Below are 12,032 nucleotides of genomic sequence, written 5' to 3'. Positions count from 1 at the left end.
AGTCACATGAGCGAATACACCCCAACAGTCACAGGAACAGGGGCAAGAGCCACCATTCAGCGTTTCGGCGGATACCTCGCCGGGATGATCATGCCGAACATCGGCGCGTTCATCGCCTGGGGCCTGATCACCGCTCTGTTCATCCCCACCGGCTGGCTGCCCAACGAGGAGCTCGCCGTCCTGGTCGGGCCGATCGTCTCGACGCTGCTGCCGGTCCTGATCGGCTACACCGGCGGCCGGATGGTCCACGGCCAGCGCGGCGCCGTGGTCGGCGCCGTCGCCACCATGGGCGTCGTCGCGGGCGCGGAAAGCCCGATGTTCCTCGGCGCGATGCTCATCGGCCCGCTGACCGCGTACCTCCTGAAGCTGTTCGACGGGCTCGTCGCCGACCGCGTCAAGTCCGGCTTCGAGATGCTGGTGGACAACTTCAGCGCCGGCATCATCGGCGGCGCCATGGCCCTGGTGGGCCTCAAGGCCATCGGCCCCGTCGTCGCCGGAGTCACCAGCGTCGCGAGTGACGCGGTCGCCTGGCTGATCGGCAACAACCTGCTGCCGCTGGCCTCGGTCGTGATCGAGCCCGCCAAGGTCCTCTTCCTCAACAACGCCATCAACCACGGCGTGATGGGCCCGCTGGGCGTGGCTCAGGCGGCCGAGACCGGCAAGTCGATCCTGTTCATGCTGGAGTCGAACCCCGGCCCCGGCCTCGGCCTGCTCCTGGCCTTCATGTTCTTCGGCCCCCGCGCGCTGCGCCCCAGCACCCCCGCCGCGATCATCATCCACTTCTTCGGCGGCATCCACGAGATCTACTTCCCGTACGTGCTCATGAAGCCCCGCCTGATCCTCGCGGTCATCGCCGGCGGCGCCACCGGCGTCCTGGTCTTCCTCATGACCGGTGCCGGACTGGTGGCCACGCCGTCGCCCGGCAGTATCTTCGCCTTCCTCGCGGTGACCCCCAGGGGCGGATGGTTCGGCACCCTCGCCGGCGTCCTCGCCGCGACCGTCGTCTCCTTCGTCGTCGCGGCGGCGCTCCTGGGCTTCGGGCGGGGCAAGGACGACAGTGAGGAGGTCGAGACCGCCGAGGACCCGCAGACCGCACCCACCGTCAAGGAGGCCTGAGCGATGCCCAGCATCGAGAGCAAGGACATACACAAGATCGTCGTCGCCTGCGACGCGGGAATGGGCAGCAGCGTCATGCTCGCCAGCCAGCTCCGCAAGCAGCTGAAGGCACAGAACATCCACGTGGAGCACACGCCGGTCAACACGATCCCCGCCGACGCCGACGTGGTGCTCTGCCACGCGGGCCTGGCGGACCGGGCCAGGGCCGGGGCTCCGGACAAGGTCCTGATCCCGTTCCAGGTCTTCATCGGGGACCCGGCGGTGACCAAGCTGCTCAGCACGATCAAGAGCGGTGGCACCGTCAATGCCTGAGACGGCGCCGTTGCCGCTGGACCCGCGCGCCATCCGGCTGGCGGCCTCGGCCGCCGGCCGCGATGACGCGATCCGGCAGTGCGGGGAGGCCCTGCTCGCCGTCGGCGCGGTGGAGAGCGCCTACATCGACACCATGCTCGAACGGGAGCGGTCGATCTCCACCTACGTCGGCGAGGGGGTCGCCATCCCGCACGGCACCCTGGCCGCCAAGGACGCCGTCCTGCACGACGCCATCAGCGTCGTGCGCTTCCCGGACGGCGTCGACTGGGACGGCGAGGAGGTGACGGTGTGCATCGGCATCGCCGCCAAGGGCGACGGCCACGTACGGCTGCTCGCCGAGCTCGCTCAGATCCTGATGGATCCCGACCAGGCCAGGGCCCTTCGCGAGGCGACGGAGGTCGCCGAGGTGCTCCGGCTGCTGCAACCGAACGAAGAGGACGAACAACAGTGAAGGTCGCCCGTTTCTACGCCCCTGGCGACATCCGCGTCGAGGAGGCGCCGGAACCAGTCGCCGGGCCAGGCGAGATCAAGATACGCGTGCGCAACTGCTCGACCTGCGGCACCGACGCGAAGATCCTCAAGCACGGTCACCACCACATCAAGCCGCCCAGGGTCATGGGGCACGAGATCGCCGGCGAGGTGGTCGAGGCCGTCGACGCGGGCGAGTGGGCACCGGGCGACCGGGTCCAGGTGATCGCCGCGATCCCCTGCGGGACGTGCCCGGAGTGCCTCCGGGGCCGGATGACCGTCTGCCCGAACCAGGAGTCGATGGGCTATCACTACGACGGCGGTTTCGCCGAGTACATGATCGTCCCGGCGAAGGTCCTCGCGGTCGACGGCGTCAACCGCGTCCCCGACGAGATCGGTTTCGCCGAGGCGTCGGTGGCGGAGCCCCTGGCCTGCGTGCTCAACGGCCAGGAGCTGGCCCGCGTGGGCGAGGGCGACGACGTGGTGATCATGGGCTCCGGCCCGATCGGCTGCCTGCACGTGCGGCTGGCGCGGGCGCGGGGCGCGGCGCGCGTCTTCCTCGTCGACATCAACGCCGGGCGGCTGGAGATGGCCGCCAGTCTGGTCCACCCGGACGCGGTCATCCACGGCGAGGACGTCGTCGAGCAGGTGCTCAAGCTGACCGACGGCAGGGGTGCCGACGTCGTCATCACCGCCGCCGCCTCGGGAGCGGCCCAGGAGCAGGCGCTTCGGATGGCGGCCCGCCAGGGGCGGATCAGCTTCTTCGGCGGCCTGCCCAAGGACAACCCGATCATCCAGTGCGACTCCAACCTGGTCCACTACCGGGAGCTGACCATCGTCGGCGCCAACGGGTCCAGCCCGGCGCACAACGCCAAGGCCCTGCGGCTGATCGCCGACGGCGCGGTGCCGGTCGCCGACCTGATCACGCACCGGCTGCCGCTGGCGGAGGTCCTGGAGGGCATCGACATCGTCAGCAGGGGCGAGGCCATCAAGGTGACCGTCGAACCCTGACCGGTCCCTCGGTCCCCTCCCGCCGTGCCCGGCGGGAGGGGACCGGCACCGGCCGACGAACCCAGGCCGCCAGGGCACGCGCACAGGCCGCACACACCAGGCCGCGGCCCGCACGCATGGGCCCCGGCACGAGGGTCCGCACACACAAGCCACACAGGGCTTCACACACCAGACCGCGGCCGCAGGCACAGGCCGCGCGGGGCCTCACACACCAGGCCGCACAGGGCGTACGGGCCCACAGGCCCGGCAGGACCGCCAAGCTCGCACACCACTCGCACCACTCGCAGAACGCGCGGAACGCGCAGAAGGAGAACCGGAGATGCCGGAGAGGACAGTGGTCGTCGCCTCAAGCACGGGCCTTCACGCCCGGCCCGCGAAGATCTTCGTGCAGGCCGCGGCCAAGCAGGGGATACCCGTCCGCATCCGCGTCGGGGACGGCAAGGCCGTACCCGCCAACAGCATGCTCGCCGTACTGGCCCTGGGCGCCACGCACGGCACGGAGGTCACGATCGAGGCCGAGGGACCGGGGGCCGACGAGGCGCTCGACTCCCTGGCCGAGCTGCTCGCCCGCGACCTCGACGCCGAAGAGAACTCCCGTGGCTGAGACGCTCAGAGGTCTGGGTGTGAGCTCGGGCCTGGCCGCGGGACGGGTCTGCCGGATGGCGGGCCCGCCGGAGCTGCCCGCCCCCTCCCCCGTCACCGACGCCGACGCCGAGTTCGACAGCGCGCTGAACGCGCTGCGCGCCACCGTCTCCGAGCTGGCGGCGCGGGCGGAGAAGGCGCCCGACGCCGACGCGAAGGCGATCCTGGAGGCGCAGTCCTTCATCGCCGACGACCCGGGCCTGCACGAGTCCGTGGAGGCGAGCGTCAGGTCGGGCAAGAACGCGGCGCACGCCATCGACGAGGCCTGTGCCCACCACCGTCGCGCGCTGCTGGACGCGGGCGGCTACTTCGCCGAGCGCGCCGCCGACCTCGACGACATCCGCAACCGGGCCGTGGCGGCGGTGCTGGGCCTGCCCGTCCCCGGGGTGCCCGACCCCGGCCACCCGTTCGTCCTGGTCGCCGGGGACCTCTCCCCCGCCGACACGGTGAACCTGGATCCCGGATCCGTCCTCGCCCTCGTCACCGAGAAGGGCGGCCCGACCAGCCACACGGCCATCCTGGCCCGCGCCCGCGGCCTGCCCGCCGTGGTCGCCTGCCGGGGCGCGGCCGACATCGCCGAGGGGACATGGGTGTCGGTCGACGGCCTGCGGGGCGAGGTGGAGGTCGGCATCGACGAGGAGGCCGCCGCCGGGGTCCAGAGCCGGGCCGAGGAGGACCGCCGCCGGAAGGGCACCAGCCGGGGCCCCGGCCGGACCTCCGACGACCACCCGGTCAAGCTGCTGCTCAACATCGGCTCGGCGGCCGACCTCACACCGCCCGGCCGGGTCCCCCCTGCCGAGGGGGCTCCGGGAGTGGACGGCGAGGGGGTGGGGCTGTTCCGCACCGAGTTCCTCTTCCTGGACCGGCGCGAGGAGCCGGACTACGAGGAGCAGGTGGCCGCCTACGCCGCGGTCTTCCGCGCCGCGCCCGGCGGGCACGTCGTGGTCCGCACCCTCGACGCGGGCACGGACAAGCCGCTGCCGTTCCTCGGGCTGGCCGAGGAGACCAACCCGGCGCTGGGCGTACGGGGACTGCGGGTCTCCCGGGTCAGGCCCGAGGTGCTCGACATCCAGCTCGACGCCATCGCCGAGGCGGCCCGCGAGACCGGGGCCGAGCCGTGGGTGATGGCGCCCATGGTGACGACGGTGGGCGAGGCCGCAGACTTCGCCGGGCGGGCCCGCGCCCGGGGCATCGTCCACGTCGGGGCGATGGTGGAGGTCCCCGCCGCCGCGCTGCGCGCCGGACGCCTGCTGAAGGAGCTCGACTTCCTGAGCATCGGCACCAACGACCTGAGCCAGTACACCTTCGCCTCCGACCGGCAGCACGGGGAACTCGCCGACCTGCTCGACCCCTGGCAGGCCGCGCTGCTCCAGCTGATCGCCGACTGCGCGGCGGCCGGGCAGGCGGCGGGCAAACCCGTCGGCGTGTGCGGCGAGGCCGCGGCCGACCCGCTCCTGGCCACCGTCCTGGTCGGGCTGGGCGTCACCAGCCTGTCGATGTCGGCGCCCGGGATCCTCGCGGTACGGGAGAGTCTGGCCGCCCACTCCCTGGAGCGGTGCCGCGAGAACGCCCGGCTCGCCCTGGCCGCCGACGACCCGGGAGAGGCCAGGAAGGCGATCGCCCCGGATCGCTGAACACCCCGGCCCCACCCACGGCCGGGCCAGAACCCCCTCTCTGGCCCGGCCCCCTTCCGTCCCGTGTCCCCGGCCGCGTCGCCTCGGTGCCCCCCCGGATTCCCCTTGGCGCGCATCGGTGAAATCACCGGTCTTCACAAAGCCGCCGGTACACCGGTGCAGGCCAGCGGGGGCCGGTTGGGAACCCCGCGACCCGCTCTTTCCAGGCGCGACACACGCGCGTAACACTGAGGCATGTCCTCCCTCTCCGCCGCCACCCGGTCACCGGCGCTGCACGGCCGTGACACGGAGCAGGACGCGCTGCTGCGATTACTCGACGCCGCCCGTGGCGGCTCCGGGGGGGCGGCGATCCTGCGAGGGGCGCGGGGAACGGGAAAGACCGCGTTGCTCGACCTCGCGGCGGCCCACGCGAGCGGCACCGGCACGAGCGCCACCGCCGACACCACCACCACCGCCACCGGCGGCGCGGGCGGCATGAACGGCACCGGCACGAGCACCACCGGCGCCGGCACCATCGGCACCGCCACCGCCACCGCCACCGGCCACACGAGCGGCACCGGCGACTTCGTCGTGCTCAGGGTGCGCGGCACCGAGGCGGAGTCGCACCTGCCGTACGCCGGGCTGCACGGACTGCTCCGGCCGATCGCCGACCGGCTTCCCGCCCTCCCCCCTGCGCAGGCGGAGGCGCTGACGCGAGCGCTGGAGCTGGGCGCGGCGGACGGCGGGCTGGCGCTTCCCGCGGCGGTCCTCAACCTTCTGGCGGCCACCGGCGGCCCGGTGCTGGCCTGCGTCGACGACGTCCACCACCTCGACGCGCCCAGCCGCGAGGCGCTCTTCTTCGCGGCCAGACGGCTCGCGGGGGAACCGGTCGTGCTGCTGTTCGGGACCGACGACGGCGACGGCGCCGCCGTGCCCGACGACGTGACGGCGTTCGAGCTGGGCCCCCTGGACGAGGAGGCGGCCAGGCGGCTCGCCGGTGACCTGGTGCCGGGGCTGGCCGACGACGTACGGGCGTCGCTGCTGGAGATCGCCCACGGCAACCCGCTGGCGATCGGGGAGCTCGCCGGGTCGCTGAGCCCCGAGCAGATCTCCGGCGCCGCCGCCCCGCCCGCGACCCTGCCGAGGAGCGGGCGGCTCTGGCGCGCGTACGCCGACCGGCTGGCGCGTCTGCCCGGCGAGACCGCGGACGTGCTCCTGCTGCTCGCGGCCGATCCGGAGCTGGAGACGGTCACCCTGGCCGGCGCCGCGAAGCCGGAGTGCGCGCTGACCGCGCTCGAACCGGCGGAGAGGGCGAGGGTGATCGTCCATGTCGCCGACGGTGACGGTAACAGTGACGGTGACCGCTACGACTTCCGCGAGCCGGGGATGCGGACGGTCGTCTACGCCGAGGCCTCCCTCGCCCGGCGCCGCGCCGCGCACCGCCTGCTCGCGGGCATGTTGCGCCACGACCACCAGCGGCTGCGGCGGGCCTGGCACCGGGCCGCCGCGATGGACGGCCCCGCCGAGTCGCTCGCCGACGAGCTGGCCTCGGCCGCGGCCGCGGCGGGCTCCCACGGCGGCCACCCCGCGACCTTCCTCGCCTTCGAGCGGGCGGCCGAGCTGACCGCGCACGGCGACGTCAAGGCCGCGCGCCTGGCCGCCGCCGCCAACCGCGCCTGGCACGCGGGCCTGCCCCGGCGTGCCCGTTCCCTGCTCACCCGCCTGCAGTCGCTGACGATCTCCGAGGAGGTGCGCAGCCAGGCCGAGCTGATCCGCGGCAGCCTGGAGCTGCGCAGCGGGAAGACCGGCAGCGCCGGGGACGACCTGATGGCGGCGGCCGAGTCGCTGCTGGACAGGGACCGGGGGCAGGCCGTCCGGGTGCTCATCCGCGCGGGCGAGGCGAGCTACCTGGCAGGTGACAACCTTCGCTACCTGGACATGGCGCGGTGGGCCGCCACGCTGCGCCGCCCGGACGACCCGGCGGCCACCCAGCTGATGTTCGAGTATCTGGCCGGTACGGCGGCGACCTTCGACGGCCGTCACCGGGAGGCGGCCGATCCGCTCCGCCGGGTGCTGGAGCTCGCGCCCTCGGTGCGCACCCCCTCGGTGCTGGTGTGGGCGGGGGTGGCCAGCCTGCTGCTCGGCGACGACGCGCAGGCGATGAGGCTGTGCGGCCGGGCGGTGGAGACCGCGCGGGCCCGCGGGGCGGTCTCCACCGTGCCGCAGGTCCTGGAGTTCATGATCCATGCCGAGCTCTGGATGGGCCGCTACGCCTCCATCACCGCCAGCGCCGTCGAGGGTCTCCGGCTGGCCCAGGAGCGCGGGCGCCCCAACAGCGCGGGCCAGCACCTGGGCTGGCTGGCCCTCACCGCGGCCGTCGAGGGGGACGAGGAGACCTGCGCGATCAGGGCGGCGAGCGCCATCGAGCTGGCGGGTGCCCACGGCGTGTGCGTGGCGGGGGCCCTCGGCAACTGGGCGCTGGCCCATCTCGACCTCGCGGCGGGCCGCCACGCCGACGCCGCCAAGCGGCTGCGGGCCACGGCCAGGGCGGACGGGACCAACGGCCACCTCGTCATGCGGGTGATGTCGACCCCGCTGTTCGTCGAGGCCAGCGCCCGTACGGGCGACCGGGAGCGGGCCGGGGAGGCGCTGCGGGTGCTCGACCGCTGGGTCGGCAGCACCCGCAGTCCCGACCGGCGCGCGCTGGCCGCGCGCTGCCACGCGCTGCTGGCCGCCCCCGGTGACGCCGAGGAGCACTTCAGGGCCGCGCTCGACCTGCACCACCAGGGGTTCTCCGAGTTCGAGACGGCCCGCACCCAGTTGCTCTTCGGCAGCGCGCTGCGCAGGAACCGTCGTCCGGGCGCGGCCAGGGAGCACCTGCACAGCGCGCTGGAGACGTTCGAGCGCTCCGGCGCGCGGCTCTGGGCCGAGCAGGCCCGCACCGAGCTGCGCGGGGCGGGAGAGGCCGTCCGGTCGCACCGCCCGAAGGCCACCGAGAAGCTCACCGCGCAGCAGTACCAGATCGCGCGCATCGTCGCGGACGGCGCCACCAACCGGGAGGTGGCGGCCCGGCTCTTCCTGAGCCCGCGGACCGTCGAGCACCACCTCAGGAACATCTTCGCCAAGCTCGACATCCGTTCCCGGGTGGAACTGGTGCGGTTGATGTCGTGATTCACCGGTTGATTCCGTTATTCCCGGTGTTAACCATCGCGATGGAGTACGGGTGATTTCACCGATGCACTCCGGGGCTGACAACGAGAAAGTGGCGTCTGTCAGAAATCCGAGGAGGCACCCCGGTGACGCTGACCGTACCGCCGCCGTTCCCGGTGGCGGGCGGGCGCGCGACGAACGGCCGTCGGCACCGACCGCCGTATCGCCGTGGTTCCCCCTACAGGAACGGAGTACAGCAACGTGCAGCCGTACGGCACCACCCCCCAGGCCCCCGCGTCCAGGCGTTCCCGCCGGGCGACGACGGTCGCGCTGACCCTCGCACTCGCTCTGCTCGGCACCGGCGGGACCCTCGCGCCCGCCGCGCAGGCCGTCGCGGCCCCGGCCGCGCAGGCCGCCTCCGCCGGTCCCTACGACCGCGGCCCCGACCCGACCGTCTCCCTCATCGAGTCGGCCAGGGGACCGTTCGCGATCTCGGAGACCACCGTCTCCTCGCTCCGGGTGAGCGGCTTCGGCGGAGGCACGATCTACTACCCGACGTCCACCGCGCAGGGGACGTTCGGCGGGGTCGCCATCGCCCCCGGCTACACCGCCAGCAGGTCCAGCATGGCCTGGCTCGCCTCGCGGCTGGCCTCCCACGGCTTCGTGGTCTTCAACATCGACACGCTGACCCGCTCCGACCAGCCCGCCAGCCGGGGACGGCAGCTGCTGGCCGCGCTCGACTACCTCACGGAGGAGAGCACGGTCGCGAACCGGGTCGACGCGAGCAGGCTCGGCGTCGCCGGGCACTCGATGGGCGGCGGCGGCACGCTGGCCGCCGCCAACAGCCGGCCGCAGCTGCAGGCGGCCATCCCGCTGACGGCGTGGCACACGACCAAGAACTGGTCGGGCGTGCGCGTCCCGACACTGATCATCGGCGCGGAGAACGACTCGGTCGCCTCGGTGACCACGCACTCCAAGCCGTTCTACAACAGCATCCCCGCCTCGTCGGAGAAGGCGTACCTGGAGCTCAACGGCGCCAGCCACTTCGCGCCCAACTCCTCCAACACGACGATCGCCAAGTACAGCATCTCGTGGCTGAAGCGGTTCATCGACAACGACACCCGGTACGAGCAGTTCCTGTGCCCGGCGCCCCGGCTCGACCTGAGCATCTCCGAGTACCAGGACACCTGCCCGCACTCGTAGGACACCGGGAGCGCGGCCGGGCCACCGCCCCGGCCGCGTTTCCCGCCGGCGGCCGGTGATCCCCCGGCGACGAGCGGTGGTCCTCGGCGGCACAGGACCGCGAACCACCTGGCAAGACCGTGAAACGCCCGACCCGACGGCGGCCGCGGCACGCGGCCGCCGTCGGCGTATTCCCACGGCCCCCCGCAGTCCCCTTGAAACCCCCCTGGAGTGCCGTCATATGACGGATTTTCTCCTGGTTTGATTAGTTACCGCCGGGTGGCAATAAGGTTTACGGTCTATGCCCAGGAACGCAGTGAGACGTGACCCTAAGACCGTTCTGTGGCTTCTCGCGCTGAGCATCGTGGTCACCTTCACAGCGGGTGGGGCCACGGTGCTGAGCGGTCACCTCGAACCCGTTCCCGACAGGCCCGCGCCTCCTGACGCCGCCCCGCCCGGGATACCGGCGGAGCCCGCGACGCCGACCCCGCCGCCGCAGCCCCAGGACACCCGGAACCCCCAGAACCCTCAGAACACGGCCGCGCCCGCGACCTCCGCCGGTCCCACGACCCAGCCGCCGGCCAAGGAGCCCCTGCTGCTCGCCAACGGCCGGCAGCAGCCGCTGAGGGTGAAGGTCCCCCGCTCGGCCAAGGGCCGCTACGCCGTCGCCCCCGGCGAGGCCCGGCCCCCCAAGGGGAAGGGCAAGGTGATCCGCTACGTGGTGGAGGTCGAACGGGGGCTGCCGTTCGAGGTGGAGGAGTTCGCCGCCGAGGTGCACCGGATCCTCAACGACCGGCGCGGCTGGGGGTACCGGTTCAAGCGGGTGGCACGCGGCCCGGCGAGGATCAGGGTCTCGCTGACCAGCCCCCGGACGGCCGACAGGCGGTGCCTGCCGATGCGGACCAACGGCATACTCTCCTGCTGGAACGGCGAGCGCGCGGTCATCAACGCGGTCCGCTGGAACAGCGGGGCGACCGGCTACGGCCGCGACGTGGCCTCCTACCGCGAGTACGTCATCAGCCACGAGGTCGGCCACGGCCTCGGCCACGGCCACGTGCCCTGCCCGGGACACGGCCGCCGGGCGCCGGTGATGCTCCAGCAGACCAAGTCCCTGTACGGCTGCCGCCCCAACCCCTGGCCGTCTCCGCGCCGCTGACTTCCCGCCGTCCCCGCCGTCCTCCCGCCGGCGACTCCGGGAGGCCGGCGCGCGTACGGCCACCTCCGGGCGGCCCCGGTCGGCCGGAGGTGGCGGTCGCGCGTCACCGGATCGTCTCCACGTACGGCAAAGCCGCCGCGAAGATTGGTTCGCCGGGCCCCCCGAGGGCAGGCGGTAGGCATGCGAGTAGTGGTAGTAGGCGCGACGGGAAACGTGGGCACGAGCGTGGTGTCCGCCCTCGCGGCCGATCGGGACGTCACATCCATCGTGGGCCTGGCCCGCAGGCAGCCGGACTGGAGCCCGCCCAAGACCACCTGGCGGACCGCAGACGTCGCCGGCGACGACCTGGCGCCGCACCTGGAGGGGGCCGACGCGGTCATCCACCTGGCGTGGCTGTTCCAGCCCACCCGTGACCCGGTGACGACCTGGCGGAACAACGTCCTGGGCAGCATCAGGGTCTTCGAGGCCGCGGCGCGCGCCGGGGTCTCCAAGCTCGTGCACACCTCCTCGGTGGGCGCCTACTCCTCCGCGCCCAAGGACCGGGCCGTCACCGAGGACTGGCCGACCCACGGCTGGCCCGGTGCCGCCTACGGCCGGGAGAAGGCCTACGTGGAACGGGTGCTCGACCTGTTCGAGCGCGACCACCCGGACATCAAGGTGGTGCGGTTGCGGCCGGGCTTCATCTTCAAGCGGGAGGCGGCGGTGGGGCAGCGGCGCCTGTTCGGCGGGCCGTTCGTGCCGCAGCGGCTGGTACGGCCGGGGCTGATCCCGTTCGTGCCCGACACCCCCGGGCTCCGCTTCCAGGTGGTCCACAGCGACGACGTCGCCGAGGCCTACCGGCTGGCGGTCACCCGGCCGGTGTCGGGCCCCTTCAACATCGCCGCCGGCCCGGTGATCGAGCCCTCGGTGCTGGCCGACCTGCTCGGTGCCCGGCTGGTTCCCGTCTCGGGCTGGACACTCAGGAGCACCGTCGCCGCCGCCTGGCACCTGAGGCTGATCCCCGCCTCCCCCGGCCTGGTCGACCTGGTGCTCAGAATGCCGATCATGGACATCGGCCGCGCCCACGCCGAGCTGGGCTGGCAGCCGCGCTACACGGCGACGGAGGCGATGAGCGAGATGTTCAAGGGACTGCGGAGCGCCGAGGGCATGAACACCCCGCCGCTGTCGCCGCACGCCGGCGGCCCCGCACGCCTGGGCGAGCTGGCCTCCGGGATCGGCCGGAGGCCGTAGCGGCCCGGGGACGCCCAGGAGACCGTAGCGGCCCGGGGTCCGGCGTGACGCCCCCGGCCCCTACCCCGGGCAGTCACCGGCCGGCGGGGACACGGAGGTTCGGGAGTCAGGAATCAAAGGACGGGACTCGGGCAGCGGGAGACGAGGAACGG

The 12,032-nt window shown here is 73.2% G+C and carries 10 protein-coding genes; all 10 read left to right on the top strand.

What is annotated here, in order from left to right; genetic code table 11:
* Positions 1-6 precede the first annotated feature (6 nt).
* Positions 7-1,116, top strand: coding sequence for a mannitol-specific PTS transporter subunit IIC (gene mtlA / locus AC5L38_RS27360; RefSeq protein WP_495245680.1), 1,110 nt, complete (start codon positions 7-9; stop codon positions 1,114-1,116).
* Between the two features lie 3 nt (positions 1,117-1,119).
* Complete coding sequence (locus tag AC5L38_RS27355; RefSeq protein WP_495245679.1) at positions 1,120-1,428, top strand: PTS lactose transporter subunit IIB; 309 nt, start codon at positions 1,120-1,122, stop codon at positions 1,426-1,428.
* Complete coding sequence (locus tag AC5L38_RS27350) at positions 1,421-1,879, top strand: PTS mannitol transporter subunit IIA (RefSeq protein ID WP_495245678.1); 459 nt, start codon at positions 1,421-1,423, stop codon at positions 1,877-1,879. The genes AC5L38_RS27355 and AC5L38_RS27350 overlap by 8 nt, the downstream gene beginning before the upstream one ends.
* Positions 1,876-2,907, top strand: a complete 1,032-nt coding sequence (locus tag AC5L38_RS27345; protein WP_495245677.1) for a zinc-dependent dehydrogenase — start codon at positions 1,876-1,878, stop codon at positions 2,905-2,907. The genes AC5L38_RS27350 and AC5L38_RS27345 overlap by 4 nt, the downstream gene beginning before the upstream one ends.
* 319 nt (positions 2,908-3,226) lie before the next feature.
* Positions 3,227-3,511 carry an HPr family phosphocarrier protein gene (locus AC5L38_RS27340; protein ID WP_495245676.1) on the top strand — a complete coding sequence of 95 codons (285 nt, stop codon included), beginning with the start codon at positions 3,227-3,229 and terminating at the stop codon, positions 3,509-3,511.
* Entirely contained in the window at positions 3,504-5,183 is a 1,680-nt protein-coding gene (gene ptsP / locus AC5L38_RS27335; protein WP_495245675.1) for a phosphoenolpyruvate--protein phosphotransferase, read from the top strand. The genes AC5L38_RS27340 and ptsP overlap by 8 nt, the downstream gene beginning before the upstream one ends.
* A 234-nt stretch (positions 5,184-5,417) precedes the next feature.
* Positions 5,418-8,333 carry a helix-turn-helix transcriptional regulator gene (locus AC5L38_RS27330; protein WP_495245674.1) on the top strand — a complete coding sequence of 972 codons (2,916 nt, stop codon included), beginning with the start codon at positions 5,418-5,420 and terminating at the stop codon, positions 8,331-8,333.
* Between the two features lie 240 nt (positions 8,334-8,573).
* Entirely contained in the window at positions 8,574-9,515 is a 942-nt protein-coding gene (gene bdeA / locus AC5L38_RS27325) for a bis(hydroxyethyl) terephthalate hydrolase (RefSeq protein ID WP_495245775.1), read from the top strand.
* Between the two features lie 295 nt (positions 9,516-9,810).
* Positions 9,811-10,650, top strand: a complete 840-nt coding sequence (locus tag AC5L38_RS27320; RefSeq protein ID WP_495245673.1) for a DUF3152 domain-containing protein — start codon at positions 9,811-9,813, stop codon at positions 10,648-10,650.
* Between the two features lie 180 nt (positions 10,651-10,830).
* Positions 10,831-11,880, top strand: a complete 1,050-nt coding sequence (locus AC5L38_RS27315) for an NAD-dependent epimerase/dehydratase family protein (RefSeq protein ID WP_495245672.1) — start codon at positions 10,831-10,833, stop codon at positions 11,878-11,880.
* Positions 11,881-12,032 lie beyond the last annotated feature (152 nt).

The organism is Streptosporangium nanhuense, assembly GCF_059358815.1.
Note: the sequence above shows the minus strand (reverse complement) of the source record. Positions and strands in the feature narration are given on the sequence as shown.

What these genes read in the sequence shown, in the direction of transcription:
- mtlA (WP_495245680.1), top strand. Translation starts at nt 7, where the DNA reads ATGAGCGAATACACCCCAACAGTCACAGGAACAGGGGCAAGAGCCACC.
- AC5L38_RS27355 (WP_495245679.1), top strand. Translation starts at nt 1,120, where the DNA reads ATGCCCAGCATCGAGAGCAAGGACATACACAAGATCGTCGTCGCCTGC.
- AC5L38_RS27350 (WP_495245678.1), top strand. Translation starts at nt 1,421, where the DNA reads ATGCCTGAGACGGCGCCGTTGCCGCTGGACCCGCGCGCCATCCGGCTG.
- AC5L38_RS27340 (WP_495245676.1), top strand. Translation starts at nt 3,227, where the DNA reads ATGCCGGAGAGGACAGTGGTCGTCGCCTCAAGCACGGGCCTTCACGCC.
- AC5L38_RS27330 (WP_495245674.1), top strand. Translation starts at nt 5,418, where the DNA reads ATGTCCTCCCTCTCCGCCGCCACCCGGTCACCGGCGCTGCACGGCCGT.
- AC5L38_RS27315 (WP_495245672.1), top strand. Translation starts at nt 10,831, where the DNA reads ATGCGAGTAGTGGTAGTAGGCGCGACGGGAAACGTGGGCACGAGCGTG.